The 25,947-nt window shown below is 55.9% G+C and carries 19 protein-coding genes and 1 riboswitch; of the genes, 14 read left to right on the top strand and 5 right to left on the bottom strand.

What is annotated here, in order from left to right:
* The first annotated feature begins 136 nt into the window (after positions 1 to 136).
* The 5 genes from GSQ70_RS06050 (at position 137) to aceK (ending at position 7,160) form a co-directional block, all read left to right on the top strand.
* Entirely contained in the window at positions 137 to 988 is an 852-nt protein-coding gene (locus GSQ70_RS06050; protein ID WP_158785241.1) for a LysR family transcriptional regulator, read from the top strand.
* A gap of 104 nt (positions 989 to 1,092) precedes the next feature.
* Positions 1,093 to 2,022 (top strand): homoserine O-succinyltransferase, encoded by a 930-nt coding sequence (gene metA / locus GSQ70_RS06045; RefSeq protein ID WP_158781711.1) that lies wholly within the window; start codon positions 1,093 to 1,095, stop codon positions 2,020 to 2,022.
* Positions 2,023 to 2,407: 385 nt separating this feature from the next.
* A complete protein-coding gene (gene aceB, locus GSQ70_RS06040; RefSeq protein ID WP_158781710.1) occupies positions 2,408 to 4,006 on the top strand; it encodes a malate synthase A in 1,599 nt (532 codons plus the stop codon).
* 18 nt (positions 4,007 to 4,024) lie between these two features.
* Positions 4,025 to 5,329 carry an isocitrate lyase gene (gene aceA / locus GSQ70_RS06035; RefSeq protein WP_158781709.1) on the top strand — a complete coding sequence of 435 codons (1,305 nt, stop codon included), beginning with the start codon at positions 4,025 to 4,027 and terminating at the stop codon, positions 5,327 to 5,329.
* A gap of 19 nt (positions 5,330 to 5,348) precedes the next feature.
* Positions 5,349 to 7,160: a bifunctional isocitrate dehydrogenase kinase/phosphatase gene (gene aceK / locus GSQ70_RS06030; RefSeq protein WP_158781708.1), complete on the top strand. Its 1,812-nt coding sequence runs from the start codon at positions 5,349 to 5,351 to the stop codon at positions 7,158 to 7,160.
* On the opposite strand, the gene iclR is transcribed toward aceK, so the two are convergent.
* Positions 7,114 to 7,947: a glyoxylate bypass operon transcriptional repressor IclR gene (gene iclR / locus GSQ70_RS06025; RefSeq protein ID WP_158781707.1), complete on the bottom strand. Its 834-nt coding sequence runs from the start codon at positions 7,945 to 7,947 to the stop codon at positions 7,114 to 7,116. The two genes, aceK and iclR, sit on opposite strands and share 47 nt — an antisense overlap.
* A gap of 198 nt (positions 7,948 to 8,145) precedes the next feature.
* Here iclR and metH point away from each other — a divergent pair, with 198 nt between their 5' ends.
* Positions 8,146 to 11,829: a methionine synthase gene (gene metH, locus GSQ70_RS06020; RefSeq protein ID WP_158781706.1), complete on the top strand. Its 3,684-nt coding sequence runs from the start codon at positions 8,146 to 8,148 to the stop codon at positions 11,827 to 11,829.
* Positions 11,830 to 11,873: 44 nt separating this feature from the next.
* On the opposite strand, the gene GSQ70_RS06015 is transcribed toward metH, so the two are convergent.
* Complete coding sequence (locus tag GSQ70_RS06015) at positions 11,874 to 12,590, bottom strand: UTRA domain-containing protein (RefSeq protein ID WP_158781705.1); 717 nt, start codon at positions 12,588 to 12,590, stop codon at positions 11,874 to 11,876.
* 207 nt (positions 12,591 to 12,797) lie between these two features.
* On the opposite strand from GSQ70_RS06015, the gene GSQ70_RS06010 reads away from it, so the two are divergent.
* The 6 genes from GSQ70_RS06010 (at position 12,798) to GSQ70_RS05985 (ending at position 19,093) form a co-directional block, all read left to right on the top strand.
* Positions 12,798 to 13,853 (top strand): ABC transporter substrate-binding protein, encoded by a 1,056-nt coding sequence (locus tag GSQ70_RS06010; RefSeq protein WP_158781704.1) that lies wholly within the window; start codon positions 12,798 to 12,800, stop codon positions 13,851 to 13,853.
* A 9-nt stretch (positions 13,854 to 13,862) separates the two neighbouring features.
* Positions 13,863 to 14,675, top strand: a complete 813-nt coding sequence (locus GSQ70_RS06005) for an alkaline phosphatase family protein (protein ID WP_158781703.1) — start codon at positions 13,863 to 13,865, stop codon at positions 14,673 to 14,675.
* The gene (locus GSQ70_RS06000; protein WP_158785240.1) at positions 14,675 to 15,514 is read left to right on the top strand and encodes an ABC transporter permease subunit; all 840 of its coding nucleotides are present in this window, start codon (positions 14,675 to 14,677) and stop codon (positions 15,512 to 15,514) included. Before GSQ70_RS06005 ends, GSQ70_RS06000 begins: the two co-directional genes overlap by 1 nt.
* Before the next feature lie 20 nt (positions 15,515 to 15,534).
* A complete protein-coding gene (locus GSQ70_RS05995) occupies positions 15,535 to 16,320 on the top strand; it encodes an ABC transporter permease (protein WP_158781702.1) in 786 nt (261 codons plus the stop codon).
* Positions 16,321 to 16,322: 2 nt separating this feature from the next.
* Positions 16,323 to 17,318 (top strand): ABC transporter ATP-binding protein, encoded by a 996-nt coding sequence (locus GSQ70_RS05990; protein WP_158781701.1) that lies wholly within the window; start codon positions 16,323 to 16,325, stop codon positions 17,316 to 17,318.
* 149 nt (positions 17,319 to 17,467) lie between these two features.
* Entirely contained in the window at positions 17,468 to 19,093 is a 1,626-nt protein-coding gene (locus GSQ70_RS05985; RefSeq protein ID WP_158781700.1) for a Na/Pi cotransporter family protein, read from the top strand.
* Between the two features lie 39 nt (positions 19,094 to 19,132).
* On the opposite strand, the gene panS is transcribed toward GSQ70_RS05985, so the two are convergent.
* The 3 genes from panS to lysC form a co-directional block, all read right to left on the bottom strand.
* A complete protein-coding gene (gene panS, locus GSQ70_RS05980; protein ID WP_158781699.1) occupies positions 19,133 to 20,053 on the bottom strand; it encodes a ketopantoate/pantoate/pantothenate transporter PanS in 921 nt (306 codons plus the stop codon).
* 202 nt (positions 20,054 to 20,255) lie between these two features.
* The gene (gene aqpZ, locus GSQ70_RS05975; protein WP_370521038.1) at positions 20,256 to 20,948 is read right to left on the bottom strand and encodes an aquaporin Z; all 693 of its coding nucleotides are present in this window, start codon (positions 20,946 to 20,948) and stop codon (positions 20,256 to 20,258) included.
* A 250-nt stretch (positions 20,949 to 21,198) separates the two neighbouring features.
* Complete coding sequence (gene lysC, locus GSQ70_RS05970) at positions 21,199 to 22,554, bottom strand: lysine-sensitive aspartokinase 3 (RefSeq protein WP_158781698.1); 1,356 nt, start codon at positions 22,552 to 22,554, stop codon at positions 21,199 to 21,201.
* Between the two features lie 95 nt (positions 22,555 to 22,649).
* Positions 22,650 to 22,895: riboswitch (Lysine riboswitch) on the bottom strand.
* A 472-nt stretch (positions 22,896 to 23,367) separates the two neighbouring features.
* Here lysC and pgi point away from each other — a divergent pair.
* Positions 23,368 to 25,017: a glucose-6-phosphate isomerase gene (gene pgi / locus GSQ70_RS05965; protein WP_158781697.1), complete on the top strand. Its 1,650-nt coding sequence runs from the start codon at positions 23,368 to 23,370 to the stop codon at positions 25,015 to 25,017.
* A 632-nt stretch (positions 25,018 to 25,649) separates the two neighbouring features.
* Entirely contained in the window at positions 25,650 to 25,898 is a 249-nt protein-coding gene (yjbE, locus tag GSQ70_RS05960; protein ID WP_158781696.1) for an exopolysaccharide production protein YjbE, read from the top strand.
* Positions 25,899 to 25,947 lie beyond the last annotated feature (49 nt).

Raw genomic sequence — 25,947 nt, 5'->3', positions numbered from 1 at the left:
AATTTCTGTTAAATTAGAGTGTTAAACAGATATAGGCTTTTTTCTGCACAATTCCCAATTGAGCTTTTTTATGGCTTGCAAAGCCTGCCCAAAAAATATTTTATGGATGTGGGTTTCTGGCATGGCAGAGAGTGAGATGAATGAAAAAGACTGGTTAATTATCCGGACCGTTTGGCAGTACAAAAACATCACCCGCGCTGCCGAACAGCTGTTTACCTCGCAGCCTGCGCTGAGCTACCGGTTAAAGCAGATCGAGCGCAAGCTGTCGATCCAGCTGTTTGAGGAGAGTGGGCGCGGGCTGACATTTTCCGCTCAGGGACGCTATCTGGCGCAGCATGCGGAAACCGTACTGGACGAACTGCATCTGTTGAAAACCACTCTGCAAAGCCTGAATGGCCCGCAACAGGGGAAATTGCGCATCGGCGTTTCCAGCAATTTCGCCGCCTATCGTCTGCCCGATCTGCTGGCCGAATTCAGTCAGCAGCACCCCGGTATCAACATCAATCTGGTCAGCGGCCTCAGTGAAGAGATGTATTTGAAACTCCAGCGTGGCGATGTGCATCTGGCGCTGGTGAAGGATGATTACGGCTGGAAAGAGGGCAAAAGGCTGATCGATGAAGATAACTACTATCTGATCAGTCGGCAGCCAATTGACCTGGCGCTGCTGCCCCATCTGCCGCAGATTAAAATCAACCATGGCGGGCATATCACGCGGCTGATTGAACGGTGGTGGAATGCCAATTATTCACTGGCACCTCGTGTGGCGATGAGCGTGGACAAACTGGAAGTGTGCCTGGCCATGGTCGAAAGGGGGATGGGCTATGCCATTGTCTCCAGCTATCAGCCGCTGGCGGAGTCGCTGTTTCGCACGCCGATTGTGGTGGGCAATGAACCGGTGAAAAGCCGCACCTGGCTGTTATATCGCCATGCCAGCGCCGATGCTGCCGTGACGCTGCCTTTCGTCGAGCTGTTCAGCGACCACAGATGAAACATTTTCAACTAGCAGATGAGACCTCGACATTTGCCGGTGCGCACGTTATCTTTGGCTGTCTGGATGTCTAAACGTTTAAATGGTTAGTTGAGGGAGAGGTTATGCCAATCAGGGTACCCGATGAGTTACCAGCCGTGAATTTCCTGCGCAACGAGAACGTCTTTGTGATGACTTCCTCGCGCGCCAGCACTCAGGAAATCCGTCCGTTGAAGGTGCTGGTGCTGAATCTGATGCCGAAAAAGATTGAAACAGAAAACCAGTTTCTCCGTCTGCTCTCCTACTCGCCATTACAGATTGATATTCAGCTGCTGCGCATCGACAGCCGTGAATCGCGTAATACGCCAATGGATCACCTGAATAACTTCTACTGTAATTTTGAAGATATTCAGCATGACAACTTTGACGGACTGATCGTCACCGGCGCGCCGCTGGGGTTGGTTGATTTTAATGATGTGGCCTACTGGCCGCAGATCCAGCGTGTACTTCACTGGGCGAAGGAGCATGTGACCTCCACGCTGTTTGTCTGCTGGGCCGTGCAGGCCGCACTGAATATTCTGTATGGCATTCCGAAGCAAACCCGCGAGAACAAGCTGTCTGGTGTGTATGAACACCAGATCCTGCATCCTCATGCTTTACTCACCCGTGGCTTTGACGACAGCTTCCTGGCACCGCATTCACGCTATGCCGATTTCCCCAGCCAGCTGCTGCGCGATTACACCGATTTAGAGATCTTTGCTGAATCGGATCAAACCGGAGCTTATCTGTTCGCCAGTAAGGACAAGCGGCTGGCCTTTGTTACCGGCCATCCGGAGTACGATGCGCTGACGCTTTCGGGGGAATATCATCGCGACTATGAAGCCGGACTGAACCCGGAAATTCCATTTAATTATTTCCCGCAGAATAATCCTGAGCTGCCACCACGTGCCAGCTGGCGCAGCCACGGTAACCTGCTGTTTTCTAACTGGCTGAACTATTACGTCTATCAAATCACCCCATTCGATCTGCGGCATATGAATCCGACACTGGAATAGCGGATCCTCTGGATCCGTTAACGCAGAGAACAGCGCCGATCGCACCTGACGATCGGCTTTTTATTGCCTCTTACTCTGCCATTTCCCCCTGATTAACTGCTTTATCGATCCCCTGTCGCTCCTCCGTAGCCCTTCTGCCGACCTGTTTCCCACACCTTGTCTCTACCCGATAAATCGCACACGAAAATACCTTCCTTCCTGAATATAAATTTAATTATATATTAATCAATAGGTTATTTTTAATTTCATTAATAAATGGAAATAGTTTTTGATTTTGTTATTTGGTTGTTTATATTTTGATCCTGCGGGTTAAAAAACACCCAGCGGCAGGATCGTCCTCTCAGCAGGGACGGTTACCCGACTGGATCGATGACGGGAGTGAGTTATGACACAACAGGTTATCAGCACGGAACTGGCGTTCCAGCGCCCTTTAGGTATGGCAGAACGGCACATTCTGACCGATGCTGCAGTGGATTTCCTTGGCGAACTGGTGGCGAAATTCGCTCCGCGTCGTGCGGATTTACTGGACGCCAGAGTCTGGCAGCAGCAAAAATTTGATGCTGGCGAGTTGCCGGGATTCATTACGGAAATGGATTCCATTAAAAACAGCGAGTGGAAAATTCGTGGGATCCCGGAAGATTTGCAGAATCGCCGTGTGGAGATCACCGGGCCGGTCGAACGCAAGATGGTGATCAATGCGCTGAATGCCAATGTGAATGTTTTTATGGCGGATTTTGAGGACTCGCTGGCACCCAGCTGGGATAAAGTGATCGACGGCCAGATCAACCTGCGCGATGCGGTAAACGGCACCATCAGCTACAGCAATGAAGCGGGAAAGATCTACCAGCTTAAGCCCGATCCTGCGGTACTGGTTTGCCGCGTGCGCGGTCTGCATTTGCCGGAGAAGCATGTCACCTGGCGCGGCGAAGCGATCCCCGGCAGCCTGTTCGATTTTGCCCTGTACTTCTTCCACAACGTGGATGCCCTGCTGGCGAAAGGCAGTGGTCCCTATTTCTACCTGCCGAAAACACAAAGCTGGCAGGAAGCAGCCTGGTGGAGCGACGTTTTCAGTTATGCAGAGGATCGTTTTGATCTGCAACGCGGCACGATTAAAGCCACTCTGCTGATCGAAACGCTGCCTGCAGTCTTCCAGATGGACGAGATCCTGTTCAGCCTGCGCGATCATATCGTTGGCCTGAATTGCGGCCGCTGGGACTACATCTTCAGCTATATCAAAACCCTGAAAAATCATCAGGATCGGGTTCTGCCTGACCGGCAGTCCGTTACCATGGAAAAGGGCTTTCTGGATGCCTATTCCCGACTGTTGATCAAAACCTGCCATCGTCGCGGCGCTTTTGCGATGGGCGGCATGGCGGCGTTTATCCCCAGTAAAGAGACGGAACGCAATCAGTGGGTCCTTAACCGGGTGAAGGCGGACAAAGAGCGCGAAGCGGCAAATGGTCATGATGGCACCTGGATTGCCCATCCGGGCCTTGCTGATACGGTGATGGCGGTCTTTAACGAGGCGCTGGGCGAACGGACAAATCAGCTCAACATCCTGCGTGAAAACGATGCGCCAGTGACCGCAGAGCAGCTGCTCGAACCTTGTGCCGGTGAGCGTACCGAAGCAGGAATGCGCGCCAACATTCGCGTTGCTGTCCAGTACATCGAGGCGTGGATATCCGGCAACGGCTGCGTACCGGTTTACGGACTGATGGAAGATGCCGCCACGGCTGAGATTTCCCGCACCTCAATCTGGCAATGGATACGCCACGGTAAAACGCTGGAGAACGGCCAGACCGTCACCGCAGACTTGTTCCGCCAGATGCTGGCGGAGGAAATGCTGGTTATCCAGCAGGAACTGGGCGAACAGCGCTACTGCCAGGGCCGTTTTACCGAAGCCGCAGAGTTGATGGAGCGCATTACTACCGAAGCCGAACTGGTCGAGTTCCTGACTCTGCCGGGCTACCGCTTACTTCACTGATAACAGGGGATTACCGCTATGACTTCTCGTGCCCAACAGATTCAGCAAACAGAACAGGCGTGGCGCAATGCACGCTGGGAAGGTATTACCCGCCCGTACACGGCGGCCGAAGTAGTGAAGCTGCGTGGCTCAGTGAACCCCGCATGTACGCTGGCGCAGCACGGTGCGGAAAAGCTCTGGCACCTGCTTAATGGCGGGGCCAAAAAAGGCTATATCAACAGCCTCGGAGCGCTTACCGGAGGCCAGGCGCTGCAGCAGGCCAAAGCCGGGATTGAGGCGATCTACCTCTCTGGCTGGCAGGTGGCAGCAGATGCAAACCTGGCCGGTAGCATGTATCCCGACCAGTCATTGTATCCGGCGAACTCGGTACCGTCGGTGGTGGAGAAGATCAACAACACTTTCCAGCGCGCTGACCAGATCCAGTGGGCGAGCCAGATTGAGCCGGGCGACCCGCGCTATGTAGACTACTTCCTGCCGATCATTGCGGATGCGGAAGCCGGTTTCGGCGGCGTGCTGAATGCTTTTGAACTGATGAAGGCGATGATCCAGGCGGGGGCGGGCGGCGTACATTTTGAAGACCAGCTGGCCTCGGTGAAAAAGTGCGGGCATATGGGGGGCAAAGTGCTGGTTCCCACTCAGGAAGCGATTCAGAAGCTGGCAGCGGCCCGCCTGGCAGCTGATGTGATGGACGTACCGACCGTGCTAATCGCCAGAACCGATGCGGATGCGGCTGATTTGATCACTTCAGACTGCGACGAATATGACCGGGAATTTATCACCGGTGAACGTACGGCGGAAGGCTTCTTCCGCACCCGCGCCGGGGTGGAACAGGCCATCAGCCGCGGGCTGGCCTATGCGCCTTATGCCGACGTGCTGTGGTGCGAAACCTCAACGCCCGATCTGGAGCTTGCCCGCCGCTTTGCCGAAGCAATCCATGCCCGCTTCCCCGGCAAACTGCTGGCCTATAATTGCTCGCCGTCGTTTAACTGGAAGAAGAACCTTGATGACCGGACCATCGCTCACTTTCAGCAGTCGCTGGCGGACATGGGTTACCGCTTCCAGTTCATCACCCTGGCCGGGATCCACAGTATGTGGTTCAACATGTTCGACCTGGCACACGCTTACGCCCAGGGGGAAGGTATGAGGCACTACGTGGAAAAAGTGCAGCAGCCTGAATTTGCCGCGCGGGAGCAGGGCTACACCTTCTCTTCGCATCAGCAGGAAGTGGGGACCGGCTATTTCGACAGCGTCACCACCATTATTCAGGGTGGCGTATCGTCGGTAACGGCGCTGACCGGCTCGACCGAAGAACAGCAGTTCTGATTGTCTGACAGGAGGCCCCATGCCACAACTGGAAACGCTGATCGCCCGGACCATCCTGCAGGGATTCGATGCGCAATATGGCCGGTTTCTGGAAGTTACGGCTGGGGCCCAGCAGCGTTTTGAGCAGGCTGACTGGCACGCCGTGCAGGAAGCTATGAAGGAGCGTATTCACCTTTACGATCGTCATGTCGGGCTGGTGGTGGAGCAGTTGCGCTGCATCACCGGCCAGCAGGTTCACGACGGGGATTTCCTGCTGCGGGTGAAGGCGATTTACACGGAATTGTTGCCGGACTATCCGCGCTTTGAAATCGCCGAAAGTTTTTTTAACTCAGTCTATTGTCGCCTGTTCGGCCATCAGCTGCTGACGCCGGAAAGGTTGTTTATCTTCAGCTCTCAGCCGGAGAGGCGTTTCCGCTCCATTCCCCGCCCGCTGGCAAAAGCGTTCTTCGCCGCTGCAGGCTGGTATGCACTGCTGAGCAGCGTGCTCAACGATTTGCCGCTGCGGCTGCCGTGGCAGGACCTGGCGCGGGACATCCGTTTTATCATTGCTCACCTGCAGGAAAACTTTGCTGAGGACGACCTCGCACAGGGATCGCTGCAGGTGGCTAACGAACTGTTTTATCGCAATAAAGCAGCCTGGATGGTGGCTAAACTGCGCCTGCCATCCGGTGTTTACGCTTTTCTGCTGCCGATCCATCGCAGTGAACAGGGCGAGCTGTATGTGGATACCTGCCTGACGCGCAGGCGCGAGGCCAGCATCGTGTTTGGCTTCGCCCGTGCCTATTTTATGGTGTATGCACCGCTGCCTGCCGCGCTGGTGGAGTGGCTGCGTGAAATCCTGCCCGGTAAAACCACGGCCGAACTGTATATGGCAATTGGCTGCCAGAAGCATGGAAAAACAGAGTGTTACCGCGAATACCTGACTTACATGGCAGAAACGCAGGAGCAGTTTGTGATTGCGCCCGGCGTGCGGGGGCTGGTGATGGTGGTGTTCACCCTGCCTGGTTTCGATCGGGTATTCAAGGTGATCAAAGATCGCTTTGCGCCGCAGAAAGAGGTTACGCCGGAACGGGTCCGGCAATGCTATCAGCTGGTTAAAGAGCACGATCGTGTGGGAAGGATGGCCGACACCCAGGAATTTGAAAATTTCGCTATCGATAAAGCCCGTATCGGCGAACAGTTGCTGGCTGAATTACAGCGCGAGATCCCGGAAAAAATGTGTGAAGAGGGGGGTAAACTGGTGATCAGCCACCTCTACCTGGAACGCCGGATGACGCCGCTGAATATCTGGCTGGAACAGGCAGATGCACAGCAACGGCGCGAAGCGATTGAGGAGTACGGCAACGCGGTCAGGCAACTGGCAGCGGCAAACATCTTCCCCGGAGACCTGCTGTATAAAAACTTTGGCGTCACGCGCCACGGCCGGGTGGTTTTCTACGACTACGATGAAATCAGCTATATGACGGAAGTGAATTTCCGTGAGATCCCGGCTCCGCGCTACCCGGAGGACGAGCTGAGTTTTGAGCCCTGGTACAGCGTGGCCCCGGAAGATATTTTCCCCGAGGAGTTTCGCAACTATCTCTGCGCCGATCCGGCGATTGCCGCGCTTTTTGAAGAGATGCACAGCGAGCTGTTCAGCGCCCGCTACTGGCAAAGCCTGCAGGCGCGCATCCGTGCCGGGCATATTGAGGATGTTTACGCCTACCGCCGCCGTCAGCGCTTCTGCCAGCGCTACGGGTCAGAGCAAAGGGCGTCCAGCATCCGGTTTTCCGTCCTGACAGAGACTAGCGAATGCCACCGTACTCGCGGGTCACTTCCTTCGCTGCCTTGATCACCAGCGCACCCAGCTCGGTCACACGATCGTCGGTGACGCGGGAAATCGGGCCGGAGATGGAGATGGCTGCAAACGGTTCGTGATGCTCGTCGTAAATGCACGCCGCCACGCAGCGCAGCCCCAGCGCATGTTCTTCGTCATCAAAGGCGTAACCCATCTTACGCACCAGCGCGAGGTTCTCTTTCAGGCTGTGCGGCGACATCAGCGTCTGTGGCGTGTAGTGGTGCAACCCCTGGCGATGCAGCAATTCGCTGACCTGCGCATCATCCAGATTGGCGAGGAAGGCTTTACCCGCGCCGGAAGCGTGCATCGGCAGCTTGCCACCAATAGGAGCGGACATGCGCATCAGCTGGGTGCATTGCACCTGGTCAATGATCACCGCCTGACGGTCGCTGAGATCCAGCACTGCCAGATTGACCGTTTCGCCAGAATCTTCCATCAGCTTGCGTAGCATCGGATGCACCAGCGCCAGCAGGTTACGGCTTTGCAAAAAGCTGCTGCCAACCACGAAAGCGTGTGCGCCAATGGTCCACAGGCCAAGATCGCCCACCTGGCGAACAAAGCCCTGCTGTTGCATGGTGGTCAGTAAACGGTGGGTGGTGGAGTTTGGCAGCCCGGCCTGCTGGGCAAGCTCGGTCAGTGCCACGCTGCCGTGCGATTCTGCGATAAATTCCAGTAATTTAAGACCGCGGGTCAGCGACTGTACCTGACCGGCTGGCTGAACGGATTGAGCGGCGGCAGCGCGGGGTTTCTTGCCGCGTTTCACCACTGCGGGGGTAGCCATAGCAGGCTCCTTAGTTTTCACCATGTGGAAATCATTTTCGTTTTATTGGTCAATAATGCAACGTCAGCCTGACTGGTCGGAGTAGTTGCCTCCACAAGCTGAAAATCTCTCAAGATCGCTGACTTTGTCCTGCCGGAAAGTTATGCCAGTATATTCTGCTGGCGGATTTGCCGCAGGGTGACGTGGAAGAGGTTGAGAGTGACAGACAAAACAGAAGAGCTGCGTCAGCAGCTGGCAAAGCGCATCATGGTGCTGGACGGCGGCATGGGCACCATGATCCAGAGCTATCGTCTGTCCGAGTCGGATTTTCGCGGCGAGCGGTTTGCCGACTGGCAGAGCGACCTGAAGGGCAACAACGATCTGCTGGTACTCACCCGTCCGGACGTGATCGGTGCCATTCATAACGGCTATCTGGAAGCCGGTGCCGACATTCTCGAAACCAATACCTTCAACTCCACCACCATCGCCATGGCCGATTACCATATGGAATCGCTGTCGGCAGAAATTAACTTTGCTGCGGCAAAGCTGGCGAGGGCCTGCGCCGATGAATGGACGGCACGCACGCCGGATAAGCCGCGCTATGTGGCCGGAGTGCTTGGTCCGACAAACCGCACCTGTTCAATTTCCCCGGACGTTAACGATCCGGCTTTCCGTAACGTCACCTTTAACCAGCTGGTGGATGCCTACCGCGAATCCACGCGGGCGCTGGTGGAAGGCGGGGCGGACATCATCATGATTGAGACGGTGTTCGACACCCTCAACGCCAAAGCGGCGATTTTCGCCGTGCAGACTGAGTTTGAAGCGCTTGGCGTGAAGCTGCCGCTGATGATTTCCGGCACCATCACCGATGCCTCCGGGCGCACGCTCTCAGGACAGACTACCGAAGCCTTCTATAACTCCCTGCGTCACGCAGAGCCGCTCTCTTTTGGTCTGAACTGTGCCCTCGGACCGGATGAGCTGCGCCAGTATGTGGCGGAGCTGTCGCGAATTGCGGAAGGCTACGTGACCGCGCACCCGAATGCAGGTCTGCCTAATGCCTTCGGGGAATACGATTTAGACGCGAAGATCATGGCGGAGCAGATTGGTGAATGGGCGCAGTCCGGCTTCCTGAATATCGTGGGTGGCTGCTGTGGTACCACTCCTGATCACATTGCGGCGATGGCGAAAGCCGTAGAGGGTGTGGCTCCCCGTCCGCTACCTGAGCTCCCGGTTGCCTGTCGACTTGCCGGCCTGGAGCCGCTGACCATCAGCGCCGACTCGCTGTTTGTTAACGTCGGCGAACGGACCAATGTGACCGGCTCGGCTAAATTTAAACGTCTGATCAGAGAAGAGAAGTATAACGAGGCGCTGGACGTTGCCCTGCAGCAGGTTGCCAGCGGCGCGCAGATTATCGATATCAACATGGATGAAGGGATGCTGGATGCGGAAGCGGCGATGATGCGCTTTCTCAACCTGATTGCCGGTGAGCCAGATATCGCCCGGGTGCCGATCATGATCGACTCTTCGAAATGGGAGGTGATTGAAAAAGGCCTGCAGTGCATCCAGGGCAAAGGCATCGTTAACTCCATTTCAATGAAAGAAGGCGTTGAGGTCTTCGTGCATCATGCCCGGCTGGTTCGGCGTTATGGCGCGGCGATGGTGGTGATGGCCTTTGACGAAGTGGGTCAGGCCGACACCCGCGAACGTAAAATTGAAATCTGCCGCCGGGCCTACAAGATCCTGACAGAAGAAGTCGGTTTCCCGCCTGAAGACATCATTTTCGACCCTAATATCTTCGCCGTTGCCACCGGCATTGAAGAACATAATAACTACGCGATGGACTTTATCGGGGCCTGCGAAGACATCAAACGCGAGCTGCCTCATGCGATGATCTCTGGCGGCGTCTCCAACGTGTCATTCTCCTTCCGTGGGAATGATCCGGTGCGTGAAGCGATTCACGCGGTGTTCCTTTACCACGCCATCCGCAACGGTATGGATATGGGCATCGTCAACGCCGGACAGCTGGCGATCTACGATGACCTGCCTGCTGAACTGCGTGATGCGGTCGAGGATGTGGTGCTCAACCGCCGCGATGATGGCACCGAGCGGCTGCTGGAGCTGGCAGAAAAATACCGTGGCAGTAAATCCGACGATGAAAGCAACAAACAGCTGGCAGAATGGCGCAGCTGGGAAGTAGAAAAACGGCTGGAATACTCGCTGGTTAAGGGCATTACCGAGTTTATCGAAGTGGATACCGAGGCCGCACGGCAGAACGCCAGCCGCCCGATCGAAGTGATCGAAGGGCCGCTGATGGCCGGGATGAACGTGGTCGGTGACCTGTTCGGTGAGGGCAAAATGTTCCTGCCGCAGGTGGTGAAATCGGCGCGCGTCATGAAGCAGGCTGTGGCCTATCTGGAACCCTATATTGAGGCCAGCAAAGAGAAGGGCAGCACCAACGGCAAGATTGTGCTGGCAACGGTGAAGGGGGATGTGCACGACATCGGCAAGAACATCGTCGGCGTGGTGCTGCAGTGTAATAACTACGAAATTATCGACCTTGGCGTGATGGTACCGGGCGACAAAATCCTGAAGACGGCCCGTGAGCACAATGCCGATATTATCGGGTTATCCGGCCTGATCACGCCGTCGCTGGATGAGATGGTCAACGTTGCCAAAGAGATGGAGCGCCAGGGTTTTACCGTGCCGCTACTGATTGGTGGAGCAACCACCTCTAAAGCGCATACCGCCGTAAAAATCGAGCAGAACTACAGTGGCCCGACGGTTTACGTGCAGAATGCCTCGCGTACCGTGGGCGTGGTGTCGTCACTGCTTTCGGCCGCTCAGTACGATGATTTTGTTGCCCGCACGCGGAAAGAGTACGAAACCGTCCGCATTCAGCATGGCCGTAAAAAGCCGCGTACGCCACCGGTCAGTTTGCAGGTCGCCAGAGATAACTATCTGGCGCTGGACTGGGAGAACTATACACCTCCGGTAGCGCACAGGCTGGGTGTGAGCGAAGTGAGCGCTAACATTGAAACGCTGCGCAACTACATCGACTGGACGCCATTCTTTATGACCTGGTCGCTGGCCGGCAAATATCCCCGCATTCTGGAAGATGAAGTGGTGGGCGAAGAGGCGAAACGCCTGTTCGCCGATGCCAATGCGATGCTGGATGAGCTGAGCGCCAGAAAATCACTTAATCCGCGTGGCGTGGTGGGGATTTTCCCGGCTAACCGCGTGGGCGACGACATTGAAATCTATCAGGACGAATCCCGTTCCCATATTTTGAAAGTGAGTCATCACTTACGTCAACAGACAGATAAAACGGGCTTTGCGAACTACTGCCTCGCCGATTTTGTCGCCCCTAAATCCAGCGGAAAGGCTGACTACCTCGGCGCGTTTGCCGTGACTGGCGGACTGGAAGAGGATGCGCTGGCTGAGGCGTACGATGCGCAGCATGATGATTACAACAAGATCATGGTGAAGGCGCTGGCTGACCGGCTGGCCGAGGGCTTTGCGGAGTATCTGCACGAGCGCGTGCGTAAGGTGATTTGGGGCTTTGCCTCCACGGAAAACCTCAGCAATGAAGAGCTGATCCGCGAAAACTATCAGGGCATCCGCCCGGCACCTGGCTACCCTGCCTGCCCCGAACACACCGAGAAAGAGACGATCTGGCAGCTGTTGGATGTGGAATCCCACACCGGGATGAAACTGACGGAGTCTTTCGCCATGTGGCCGGGCGCGGCGGTTTCCGGCTGGTATTTCAGCCATCCGCAGAGTAAGTACTTCGCGGTGGCGCAGCTGCAGCGCGATCAGATTGAAGATTACGCCCGCCGTAAAGGGATGCCGGTCAGTGAGGTCGAGCGCTGGCTGGCACCTAACCTGGGGTATGACGCGGACTGAGACCGTTTTTCAGGCCTGCAGGATTTGTTCAACGAGTCCTGCCGTCAGCTCCGTCCCTCTCTGACCTCTACGGCAATATACAAAGCGTCATAGCGCCAGTACTCGTAGTCACAATCGATAATACGGTCGTGCTGATCCCGGTTGATGCGGGTAATGAACAAAGCCGGGCTCCCAGCCGCGACTTTTAGGGCCGGAGCAGCCAGCTTCGGCAGCGGAGTGGGCAGCATATTGAACCCTACGCGGCCATAGCGGATACCGTATTCCTCCTGGTAGAGATTGGTCAGCGAACGGGTGAGATCAAAGCTCAGCAGGTCAGGAAAATAGACCGGGTTGAGGTAATGCTCAACATACAGCACGGCACGATTATCAATCCGCCGCAGGCGGCAGATACGGTAAACGTCATCCCCTTCACGCATTTCCAGTTTATCGGCCAGCTCCCGGCTGACCTTCACCGTCAGCGCGTTGAGCACTTCGGTCTGCGCGGTGCGCCCCTGCTGTTCTGCCATGGCGTGAAAGTGGCTGCGCAACAGCGGATCGTAAGCCAGCCGTGGTGGGGCGATAAACCAGCCACGACGCAGCTCACGATAAATCATCCCCTGAGACTCCAGCTGGCCCAGCGCCTCGCGTAGCGTAATGCGTGTCGTGGAGAACTGCTCACTGAGGCTGCGCTCGGAAGGCAGGCGACCGTTGGCAGCGAAATCGCCCGCGCGGATGCGCTCTCCCAGCGTCTGACAAATGACATCCACAGTTAATGCTTTCATCACATCAAAGCCTCAATTTGGTGCGAAGCTGCACAGAATTCGAACGACAGTGGCGCGTAAACCCCAAACCACTGCTATCAGAAATGTTGGACTAGTCCAGTACCCCGCTGGCCTGACATAAATCTGTCATATCGCCAGGCTAGATTGGCTCGGATCTTGCTGGACTAGTCCAGAAGGCCATTCAACTTATCATCCGGAGCAGCAGTTATGAAATCTTTGTTCGCATCTGTGTTAGCCAGTGCCATTTTCCTTGCCCTGCCGGGCGCGCATGCTGCCGACACGGCCGCTCTGGAAAAAGCGGCCAAAAGCGAAGGGCAAGTGAACAGCGTCGGCATGCCTGACAGCTGGGCTAACTGGAAAGAAACCTGGGCTGATATCACCAGTAAATACGGTATTCAGCATGGTGATACCGATATGTCTTCTGCTCAGGAACTGGCGAAATTTGCCGCTGAGAAGAGTAATGCCACGGCGGATATCGGTGACGTCGGCGCGGCCTTCGGCCCGGTAGCCGTGCAGAAAGGTCTGGCGCAACCTTACAAACCGAGTACCTGGGATCAGGTTCCGGCATGGGCGAAAGACAAAGACGGTAACTGGATGCTGGCCTATACCGGCACCATCGCGTTTATCGTCAATAAAGATCAGGTTAAAGACGTGCCGCACAGCTGGGCAGACCTGAAAAAAGGCAAATACGTGGTGACCATCGGTGACGTTGGCGTGGCGGCTCAGGCAGCGAACGGCGTGCTGGCGGCGGCTTACGCAATGGGCGGCAGCGAGAAAAACCTCAAACCTGCGCTGAGCTTCTTCAGCGACCTGGCAAAGGAAGGCCGCCTGGGCGTGACCGATCCGGTGATTGCCAACATCGAGAAGGGTGAAATCCAGGTTGCCGTGGTCTGGGACTTCAACGGCCTGAACTACCGCGATCAGATCGATAAGAGCAAATTCGAAGTGGTGATCCCTTCTGACGGCAGTATCACTTCGGGCTATACCACCATCATCAACAAGTACGCCAAACACCCTAACGCCGCCAAACTGGCTCGTGAATACATTTTCTCTGATGCCGGTCAGATCAACCTGGCCCGTGGTTATGCCCGTCCAATTCGCGCCGAGCATCTGACTCTGCCTGCGGACGTTCAGGCCAAGCTGCTGCCGAACTCTGAGTATAAAAATGCTCATCCGATTGCCGATCCGGAAGCCTGGGACAAAGCCTCTAAAATGCTGCCTCGTCTGTGGCAGGAAAACGTTATCGTGAATATGAAGCAATAAGGATTCGGCATGAAAACAATTCTGGTAGTGCTGGACGGCCTGAGTTATGAGGTGGCGCGACATGCGATGGGCTATTTGCAGGCAGAGTGCGCCCAGGGGAACGGGCAGCTCTACCAGATGACGTGTGAGCTGCCCTCGCTCTCACGTCCGTTGTACGAGTGCATTCTCACCGGCATCACGCCGGTGAAAAGCGGAATTATTCACAACGGGGTCAGCCGTCTGAGCAAAGAGCGCAGTATTTTCCACTATGCGCGCGATGCCGGGCTGACCACGGCGGCAGCGGCCTATCACTGGGTGAGCGAGTTATATAACCGCTCGCCGTGGCAGGCCGCCCGCGATCGCCACACTGAAGACGCAGCCCTGCCGATTCAGTACGGCCACTTTTACTACGACGACGGCTATCCGGATTCTCACCTGTTTGAGGATGCCGAGAGCCTGCGTCTGCGTTACAACCCGGACTTCCTGCTAATCCACCCGATGAACATCGACGATGCGGGCCATAAATTCGGCCTCTCCACGCCGCAGTATCGCAACCGTGCTCGCATAGCCGATGGCTACCTGTCGCACTGGATGCCGGCATGGCTGGCCGAAGGGTATCAGGTAGTGGTCACTGCCGATCACGGCATGAATGATGACCGCAGCCACGGCGGCACTCTGCCGGAAGAAACTCAGGTGCCGCTGTTTGTCTTTGGCGAAGCATTCTCACTGCAAAACGATGCGGCACCGCTGCAGACCGATCTTTGTGGCACACTGTGCGAGATCCTCGGCGTCGATCACGACAAGCCGGTTTGTCCGGCGCTGCTCAGACAGGAGATGGCGTGATGAAGGGCAAAGGAATAGCGCTGCTGTGCCTGCTGCCTTTTGTGGTGTTCTATCTCGCTTTTCAAATCGCCCCGCTGGTGTGGATTGCGATCAACAGCTTCTACAGCGAAATGAACGAGGCGTGGGGCTGGGGCAACTACAGCGATATCCTCACCTCGACGTTTTATCAGCAGGCGATCCGCTTCTCGCTGGATATCTCATTCTGGTCCAGTGTTTACGGCCTGATTATCGCCTTACTGGGGGGCTACTCGCTGCATCAACTGGGTGGCGGCAAACTCCACCGCTTCTTTATGTCCTTCACCAACATGACCAGCAACTTTGCCGGGGTACCTCTGGCGTTTGCCTTTGTGATCCTGCTGGGGCTGAACGGCTGCCTGACGCTGTTGATGCGTAAATACCAGCTGATGGAGACCTTCAGGCTCTACTCCACCGACGGGCTGATTGTGGTTTACACCTGGTTCCAGATCCCGCTCGGCATTCTGCTGCTCTATCCGGCGTTTGACGGGCTAAAAAAGGACTGGCAAGAGTCGGCAGCGCTGCTGGGAGCCAGCCGCTGGCGCTACTGGTGGCATATTGGCTTGCCCATTCTGACGCCTGCGCTGCTCGGAACTTTCGTCATCCTGCTGGCGAATGCGCTGGGGGCTTACGCCACGATTTATGCTCTGACCACCGGCAACTTCAATGTGATCCCGGTGCGGATTGCGGCGCTGGTGTCGGGGGATATTTCGCTCGATCCAAATATGGGCAGTGCACTGGCGATGCTGCTGGTGATCCTGATGTCGGCGATCACCGTGGTCCATCAGTGGCTGGTTCGTCGCAGCTACCAGAACGCGCGCTAACCCAGAAGGAGACTGTGACGATGTCGCGAAGTGAACATATTTACCATCGGATGATTGTCTGGCTGGTGTTCCTGATCCTGGCGCTGCCGCTGCTGGCGACGCTGCTGTATGCGTTGGCTACCGAATGGGGCGCCACTATCCTGCCGGAAGGCTTCACGCTGAAGTGGATGACACAGCTGTGGAGCGACCCGCGCTTCCTGATCGCGCTGTGGCATTCCCTGCTGATTTGCTTCGGAGCGCTGCTGTTTTCGCTGGTGCTGGTCTTGCCGACCATGTTTGTGATCGCTTACTACTTCCCGAAACTGGATGCGGTGATGAACGTGCTGATCCTGCTGCCGTTTGCCGTGCCGCCGGTAGTCTCTTCGGTGGGGCTGCTGCAGCTCTATTCCGCGCCGCCGCTGATGCTGACGGGCACGCCGTGGATCCTTATTGGCTGCTACTTCACTATCGCGTTGCCGTTTATCTATCGCGCTATTTCCAACAATATGCAGGCGATCAATATGCGTGAGTTGATTGATGCCGCGCATCTGCTGGGTGCCAGCACCTGGCAGGCCGCGCTGTTGGTGGTGCTGCCTAACCTGCGTAAAGGGGCGTTTATTGCGGTACTGCTCTCGTTCTCGTTCCTGATCGGTGAGTTTGTGTTTGCTAACATGCTGGTCGGCACCAGCTATGAAACGCTGCAGGTTTATCTTTACAACGTGCGCAACGCCAGCGGTCATTTCAGCAGTGCGCTGGTTGTCTCCTATTTCTTTGTTGTCCTGCTGGTGACCTGGCTGGCAAACGCCCTGAACCGCGAGAGAGGCTGAAGATGTCTTCCTACCTGAATGTCACCCGACTGAATAAAAGCTATGGCCCGACGACAATTTTCCAGAATATCGACTTCAGCGCCAGCGAAGGGGAATTTGTCACGCTGCTGGGGCCGAGCGGCTGCGGAAAATCCACGCTGCTGCGCTGCCTGGCCGGGCTGACTTCGGCCGACAGCGGGCAGATTTTGCTGCAGGGGCAGGACATTGTGCCGCTGACCCCGCAGAAGCGCTCGATTGGCATGGTATTCCAGAGCTACGCGCTGTTCCCAAACATGACCGTGGAGCGCAACGTGGCCTTTGGCCTGAAAATGCAGAAGCTTAATGCTGCTGAGATTCAGCGCCGCGTCGGGGAAGTGCTGGAGCTGGTGGAGTTGAACGACTACGCAAAACGCTATCCGCATCAGCTCTCCGGCGGGCAGTGTCAGCGTGTGGCGCTGGCCCGTTCGCTGGTTACCCAGCCTCGTTTGCTGCTGTTGGATGAGCCATTGTCCGCGCTCGACGCCCGCATTCGTCGCCACCTGCGTGACCAGATCCGGCGTATTCAGAAAGAGCTGAACCTGACCACGCTGTTCGTGACGCACGATCAGGAAGAGGCGCTAACCCTTTCCGACCGTATCGTGTTGATGAACAAAGGGAAAATTGTACAGAACGGTAACGCAGAATCGCTGTATACCCAACCGGCAGACCTGTTTGCCGCCGGGTTTATCGGGAATTACAACTTGCTGACGGCGGAGCAGGCATCCCGTCTGACCGGTGAAAGCTACAGCGGTCAGGTGGCGCTGCGTCCTGAGTCGGTGCAGTTCTGCGCGCCACAACAGGGGATCCCGGCGGAAATCCTCAGCCACAGCTTGCTGGGTAACGTTATCCGCTACCGCGTGAAAGCCCGGGATGTGGAGCTGTGGGTGGATGTCCTTAACCGTTCGCCGGACGATCTGCACCCGGAAGGCTACCAGATTGGCCTGCAGCTGGATAAGCTGACCCTGCGTGAGGTGGCCTGATCCCGCCGCGTTCAGGCTTTAGCAGGCCAGATCAACTATCACGCTGATTAAAAAGATTTTTTCAGCGTATCAGCTAAACTTAACGTACTCATCAGGACGAGTCCCCGTCCTGAATCCGTTACTTTTGCAAAGCTGTGAGGTCGATATCGGTGCTAACCCTGCTTAACCTTCTTTCTGCTGTGGCGCTGCTGGTCTGGGGAACGCATATCGTGCGTACCGGCATTATGCGCGTGTACGGCGCTGATTTACGGCGCGTGCTCAGCCGCAGCGTCTCCAAAAAACCGATGGCCTTTATCTCCGGCATTGGCGTAACCGCACTGGTGCAGAGCAGCAATGCCACCACGCTGCTGGTCACTTCTTTTGTCGCTCAGGATCTGGTGGGGCTGACGCCCGCGCTGGTGATTATCCTGGGTGCCGATGTGGGTACGGCGCTGATGGCGCGTATTCTGACGTTCGATCTCTCCTGGCTTTCGCCGCTGTTTATCTTCTTTGGCGTGGTGTTCTTCCTTGGCCGCAAGCAGACCCGTGCCGGTCAGCTGGGCCGGGCCAGCATAGGTCTGGGGCTGATCCTGCTGGCGCTGCAGCTGATTGTGGCCGCCGCGACGCCAATTACCCAGGCGGCGGGAGTGAAAGTGCTGTTCTCTTCGCTGACCGGTGATGTGATGCTGGATGCGCTGATTGGCGCAGTGTTCGCCATCATCAGCTATTCCAGCCTGGCCGCAGTGCTGATCACCGCCACGCTGACCGCCACTGGAGTGATCTCCTTCAAGGTGGCGCTGTGTCTGGTAATAGGCGCAAACCTGGGTAGCGGGCTGCTGGCAATGCTGAACAACAGCGCCTCGAACGCCGCCGGAAAGCGGGTGGCGCTTGGCAGCCTGTTGTTCAAATTTATCGGCTCGCTGATCGTGCTGCCCTTTATCGATCCGCTGGCCGCACTGTTGCATAAATTGCCGGTCAACGATGAAGAACTGGTGATTTTCTTCCACGTTTTCTACAACCTGATCCGCTGCCTGACGATGGTGCCTTTTGCCGGGGCAATGGCGCGGCTGTGTGAGCGTCTGATCCGCGTCGAGCCGGAAACCGATCTGCGGCTTAAACCACGGCATCTGGATGCCAGTGCGCTGGATACCCCGGCGCTGGCGCTGGCCAATGCCTCGCGGGAGACGCTGCGCATGGGCGATGTACTGGAGCAGATGCTGGTGACTTTCAGTAAGGTAGTGCATGGGGAGTTGCGCGAAGACCGTGAGATCCGCAGACTGGATGACGACGTGGACGTGTTGTACACCGCCATCAAGCTCTACCTGGCGCAGATGCCGAAAGAAGACCTGCCGGAAGAGGATTCGCGGCGCTGGGCCGAAATCATCGAGATGGCGCTGAACCTGGAAATGGCTGGTGATATTCTGGAGCGGATGAGTGGCGACGTGGCGGATAAATCGCTGGCGGCCCGGCGGGCTTTTTCCGTTGAGGGTATGGGCGAACTGGATGCATTGCTGGAGCAGCTTACCGCCAATCTGCGCCTCAGCCTGTCGGTGTTTTTATCACGCGATATTACCAGCGCCAAACGCCTGCGCCGCTCCAAGCATCGTTTTCGCATCACCAACCGCCGCTATTCGCATAAGCATGTGGACCGCCTGCATCAGCATAACGTCCAGAGCATTGAGACCAGTTCGCTGCACCTTGGTCTGCTGGGGGATATGAAGCGCCTGAACTCGTTATTTTGTGCGGTGGCCTACAGCGTGCTGGAACAGCCGGATGACGAACGTGATGAGGAGTGATAACCGTTCCCCCGCCGCAGGCAGGGGAGCGTGCAGAAGTTACTTCTTCTTATCGACAGGCTTGCCGGACCAGTAACCCGCCAGCAGGGAGCCGGAAAGGTTATGCCAGACGGAGAACAGGGCACCTGGCAGAGCCGCCAGCGGGGAGAAGTACAGTTTACCCAGCGTGGCCGCCAGGCCGGAGTTCTGCATGCCCACTTCCAGTGCCAGCGTGCGGCAGGTTGATTCATCAAAGCCAAACAGCTTGCCGCCCCAGTAGCCGCCAAGCAGGCCAATGGCGTTGTGCAGGATCACTGCCGCAATCACCATCAGGCCGACCGAGCCGATAAAGCCCTGACTGCCTGCCACCACCGCGCTGATGATCAGCAGAATGCAGACCATGGAAAATGCAGGCAGATAAGGCTCCACGCGCTTCACCAGGCCATTCATGGTGTGGTGCACGATCAGGCCGATACCAATGGGTACTACCACGATTTTCACGATGCTCAGCAGCATGCCTACCACGTCGACCTGAATATGGGTGTCGACATACAGTTTAGTCAGCAGTGGCGTGGCGAAAACGCCGACCAGCGCAGAAACGGAAGAGATGGTCACTGACAGGGCGACATCGCCTTTCGCCAGATAGATCATCACGTTTGAGGCGGTGCCGCTGGCCACGCTGCCCACCAGGATCATTCCGGCGGCCAGATCTGGCGGCATATGGAACAGCTTAGCCAGTCCCCAGGCGGCCAGCGGCATCACCAGATAGTGCAGGAACGTCCCGGCCAGTACCGGTGCGGGGCGGGTCAGCACCCGTTTGAAATCATTAATGTTCAGCGTTACGCCCATGCCAAACATAATCAGCATCAGCAGATAAGTGACCCACGGGCCGATGCCCAGGAAAGTGGTAGGGGAGTAATAAGCGGCGACAGAGAGCAGGACTGCCCATAACGGAAACAGTCGGGTAACGGTGGCGAGCATAGCCAGACTTCCTTTTAATATGTTGTATTTATACCACTTTAAAGTGGGTATTTTCAGAGCAGGTTTTGCCATAGGTGATTCGCTTTGCCCGGAACGGGGGAAAAGTGAACGCCGAATCATAGCATTAAAACGGAAAGGGGAAAGAAGGGGAAAAGGGGGGAAGGCGGGTTAATTGTGATCAACCCGCCAGCAAAGCAGAAAATTACTCTTTGGTTTCCAGCAGGCCGCGATAAATCAGGCCACCGATAACACCACCCACAATCGGCATCACCCAGAACAGCCACAGCTGATCAATGGCCCAGCCACCCTGGAAAATCGCCACGGCGGTGCTGCGAGCCGGGTTTACAGAGGTATTGGTTACCGGGATGCTGATCAGATGGATCAGCGTCAGCGCCAGACCAATCGCAATCGGGGCGAAGCCAGCCGGAGCGCGTTTATCGGTCGCACCGTGGATGATCACCAGAAAGACAGCGGTCAGTACCACTTCAATCACCATGGCGGAAAGCATCGAGAAACCACCCGGAGAGTGTTCGCCGTAACCATTGGAAGCGAAGCCGCTGGCCGCCGCATCAAAACCAGCATGACCGCTGGCAATCACGTACAGCACGCCAGCAGCAGCCAGACCCCCGATCACCTGAGCCACAATATAGCCAGGGATCTGAGCGGCAGGGAAACGGCCGCCAGCCCACAGGCCCAGCGTTACCGCCGGGTTAAAATGGCCGCCGGAAATGTGTCCGACGGCGTAAGCCATGGTCAGTACGGTCAGACCAAATGCCAGCGCCACCCCGGCAAACCCAATACCCAGGCCCGGAAACCCTGCAGCCAGTACCGCGCTGCCACAACCACCGAACACCAGTACAAACGTCCCTAAAAATTCAGCCACAAATTTTTTCATAATAACCTCAAAGTTTTTATTGTTAATCAGCGGGATTATCAATATTGGCGACAGTATTTCAATTCATTAATTTGAGATTAATGCAGTAAAAATACCACTGATGTTAATTAAGATTAATTCGGTGTTAATAAGTCGGAAGTTATTAAAAAGATTGAACTTGTTTCTGGCAGAGCAGAATGGATGCAGCAAAGGCGGGATAATCGCGGCGTAAAATAACCGGGCCAGGCCCGGTCAGATAACTTAATTTCTTTTATTCGAACAGGTTATGGTGCAATGCCTGCACTACCCGTTCAGCGTCATTGCCCGGCACCAGGAAGCACAGGTTATAGCTGCTGGCACCGTAGCAAATCAGGCGCAGGTTGAAAGGTTCCAGCACGCCGAACACTTCTTTGCCCACGCCACAGGCCTTGGACAGATTATTCCCAATTATGGCCACCAGCGCCAGATTCTCTTCCACTTCAACGCGGCACAGGGAAGAAAGCTCGGTAAGCAGGGCCTGGGTCAGCAGACTTTCACCGGTGGTGGAAGAGCCGGTGGTGTCCAGAGTCAGGGCCACGCTGACTTCTGAGGTGGTAATCAGATCCACGGAAATACTGTGGCGCGCCAGAATGTTGAACAGCTCAGCCAGGAAACCGCGTGCGTGCAGCATGTTCAGACTGTGCAGTGTCAGCAAAGTTTGCTTGCGGCGCAGGGCCAGCGCCCGGAACAGCGGTGGATTCTGCGTCTGGTTGCAGACCCGGGTACCGCCTGCAGCAGGATCCCTGCTGGAGCCGACGAAGACCGGAATATCGCGGCGAACCGCTGGCAGCAGCGTGGCCGGGTGCAGCACTTTTGCCCCGAAGGTCGCCATTTCGGCCGCTTCTTCGAAGGTGATTTCATCAATGCGCTTGGCCGCTGGCACCACACGCGGATCGGTGGTGTAGATCCCCGCCACGTCGGTCCAGATGTCGATGCGGCTGGCGTGCAGCGCCTCACCAAGCAGGGCGGCGGTGTAGTCGCTTCCGCCACGGCCCAGCGTGGTGGTGCGGCCTTTTGCCTCACTGCCGATAAAGCCCTGGGTCACGATCAGGGCTTCCTGCAGACGCGGAGCCAGCTGGGACTGTGACAGCTCAGCCAGCAGCTCCACGTCAGGCTCTGCGCGGCCAAAGCGGTCGCTGGTGCGCATCACTTTACGCACATCAAACCACTCTGACGCCACCTGACGCTGACGCAGGATCTCCACAAACAGCAGGCTGGACATCAGTTCACCGTGGCTGACCAGCTCGTCAGTCAGGGCGGTTGAAGTGGCCAGTGCTGCCGCTTCCGACAGCATGGTGATGTTTTCCAGCATGCGATCGACTTCTTCACGGATCACTTCCGGCTTGTCGAGCTGGTCGACAATGGCGTACTGAATACGGCGGATTTCATCCAACAGGTAAGCGCGCTGTTCCTGTTCCTGACCATCAGCCAGGGAAACCAGCAGGTTGGTAACGCCCGCGGAGGCAGAAAGTACCACCAGACGGACATTCGGATCGGACAGCACCACGTCGGCGCTGCGATTCATCGCGGTAAAGTCGGCAACGCTGGTGCCGCCAAATTTCGCCACGATCAATGAAGATTGGGACATGTCTTGACATACCTCGTGTCAGGTTAGATTCCATCAGCCTTGGCACAAGGGAAGAGCAGAAACGGGGCAGACGTAGAAAAGGGGATTACTACGAGTCACCCAGAAGCGCCCCACCTTGTATACCCGACCCGCTGTGGCAGCTGTACGGCCGCAACGCAGTGAATCTGAGTATGGATCGTTCGACTGCGAACGACCCTGGTGACAACCCAGAGGATTCAGCCCCTGCGGTCGATGCGCCCCACTCCGCGTGATTTGCACCTCGGCGTCGCTCCCCCTGATGTGTTTTCACCGGATTCGGTTCCTCCAACACACTGCCTGGGCGACGCGCCTCTTCTGGCTTGCGCATCAAGATGCGCAACTAGCGGACTACAAATATCCGGTTATGGCTTTGCTGTCAATCACTGCCGTTTGAGGAATTCTCATTTTACCCTGGTGCTGTCAGCGGGGGCCAGCCCTGCCACGCCGCCGTATACCTTTTATTGCAGGAACCGGGAAAAGGCACCGGCAATCAAATTTGCCTGGACGGCAAGGCTTACAGTCACTTATCCCGCCTTAACGATTCACCCTTCAAAGGCTGAAAGAGGGGGGATGCGACGATAAAATTTTTCCTTTCGACAGCAGAATAGTCATACTGAAACGCTGAGCGGGCATCATCCCCGTCGCCTGAATTATAAATAGCCCCGGACACAGGAGAGGTCTGCGCCTCCCGTGATAGTTGTAACCTGTTGCAGGAAAAGGGGAGCTGACGGCTCGTAACAGGTAACATGGCGTCCGGTCTGATTTCCGGTTCTTAAATAACAAGAGTGTGTTGCTATGAAAAATATCAATCCGACACAAACCGCTGCCTGGCAGGCGCTGCAGCAGCATTTTGAAGAGATGAAAGAGGTCGAGATCGCCGATCTGTTTGCCAAAGACGGTAACCGTTTTGCGACCTTCTCTGCCACCTTTGATGACCTTATGCTGGTGGACTTCTCCAAAAACCGCATCACCAGTGAAACCCTCAGCAAGCTGCAGGCTCTGGCCAAAGAGACCGACCTGCAGGGTGCTATCAAGTCGATGTTCTCCGGCGAAAAAATTAACCGTACCGAAGATCGTGCCGTTCTGCACGTTGCCCTGCGTAACCGCAGCAACACCCCGATTGTGGTGGATGGCAAAGACGTGATGCCGGAAGTGAACGCGGTGCTGGATAAGATGAAATCTTTCTCTGCGCGTATCATCAGCGGCGAGTGGAAAGGCTACACCGGCAAACCGATCACGGATGTAGTGAACATCGGTATCGGCGGTTCCGACCTGGGGCCATTTATGGTCACCGAGGCACTGCGTCCGTATAAGAACCACCTGAACATGCATTTCGTGTCTAACGTTGACGGCACGCACATTGCTGAAACGGTGAAAGATCTCAGCCCGGAAACCACGCTGTTCCTGGTCGCTTCCAAAACCTTCACCACGCAGGAAACTATGACCAACGCCCACAGCGCGCGTGACTGGTTCCTGAAGGCTGCGGGTGATGAGAAGCACGTGGCGAAGCACTTTGCGGCTCTTTCCACCAACGGTAAAGCCGTGGGCGAATTTGGTATTGATACCGCCAACATGTTCGAATTCTGGGACTGGGTCGGCGGCCGTTATTCCCTGTGGTCAGCGATTGGTTTGTCGATCATCCTGTCAGTTGGTTTCGACAACTTCGAGAAACTGCTGAGCGGCGCGCATGCCATGGACAAGCACTTCTCCACCACGCCTGCTGAGAAAAACCTGCCGGTGATCCTGGCGCTGATCGGCATCTGGTATAACAATTTCTTTGGTGCTGAAACCGAAGCTATCCTGCCTTACGATCAGTATATGCACCGCTTTGCTGCCTATTTCCAACAGGGCAACATGGAATCCAACGGCAAGTATGTTGACCGTAACGGCACTCCGGTGACTTACGAAACCGGCCCGATTATCTGGGGCGAGCCAGGCACCAATGGGCAGCATGCGTTTTATCAGCTGATCCATCAGGGCACCAAAATGGTCCCTTGTGACTTTATCGCGCCTGCCGTCAGCCACAACAAGCTGGGTGACCATCACGCGAAATTGCTGTCGAACTTCTTCGCGCAGACTGAAGCGCTGGCGTTCGGTAAATCACGTGAAGTGGTAGAGAAAGAGTTTACCGATGCCGGCAAAGACGCGAAGTCTGTTGAGCATATCGTTCCGTTCAAAGTGTTCGAAGGTAACCGTCCAACCAACTCCATCCTGCTGCGCGATATTACGCCGTTCAGCCTGGGTGCGCTGATTGCGCTGTATGAACACAAAATCTTCACTCAGGGCGCAATCCTCAATATCTTCACCTTCGACCAGTGGGGCGTTGAGCTGGGCAAACAGTTGGCAAACCGCATCCTGCCGGAACTGACCGGTAGCGAGCAGGTCAGCAGCCACGACAGCTCCACCAACGGTCTGATTAACCGTTATAAAAACTGGCGTGGCTGATCTCTTTAGCTGACAGTTTCAGGGCCGGTTGCACAAGCTCCGGCCCTTTATTTTGCCCGTAGCCTCCGTCACAGGTCCGCCTTTATCTTTTTTTGGTCCTGGTTGACAGGTTGGTGACTCCCCGTCCCGCCGCCTGTGTCGGGGGTTGCAGAGGAGAGTCATTACAATCTCCCCCGTCATTACCCCCAAAATTTGATCAACTCAGCCCTTCATGGCTAAGGAAAATCTTAAAACCGTTGATTATTGAGGCTTTTACGCCAAGATAATTCTGAAAACCTTAGCTGGCATTTTTGCAGGCAAAGGCGGGGAATTTTCAATTAATTATTTGATAAATATGATTTTAAATCAGGCTGGTTTGATGATTACGCCATTTCGTGTTAATCCCCGCCGCTAAAGCAGATTACCAGTTAATGGCACTAAGATGGCTTCAGATCACAGTTATTAATGCCAGTAACCTGAGCTAATGGATTAAATACTGCCTGAACCTGCCAAATGGCGTTGATTTTAATCAACCAGAATCCCCTGTAAGCCACGCCGTATCAGCCCTCAATTCTGTTAATTTATTGCCTTATACTGAACGCGCCTGAAACCCTTCAGGTTGGGTATCCATTCATTTAATGAAGGGAAATGATATGAAAAAAACCTTATGTGCTGCTGCAGCCATCGCTTATCTGGCCACAGCTTCAGCCGCGTTCGCTGCACCTGAAGAAGCCGGTGCTGCTGCGGGTGCAACTGCGGGAACGCTCTCCGCAGGAACCACCACGGCTGTGGGTATTGGTGCGCTTGGCGCACTGGTTGGCGTAGCGCTGGCAGCAAGCAGCGGTGGTAACGGGTCTAACACCGGCACCACTACGACCACCACCACGGCGACCACTCGCTAAGTTCGGTAAATTAATCATAACCACACGGCTGTGTGGTTATTTTTTGACA

The sequence above is a fragment of the Pantoea sp. BAV 3049 genome, assembly GCF_009765445.1.
Classification (GTDB): domain Bacteria; phylum Pseudomonadota; class Gammaproteobacteria; order Enterobacterales; family Enterobacteriaceae; genus Erwinia.
This window is presented reverse-complemented; position numbering and strand designations above follow the sequence as displayed.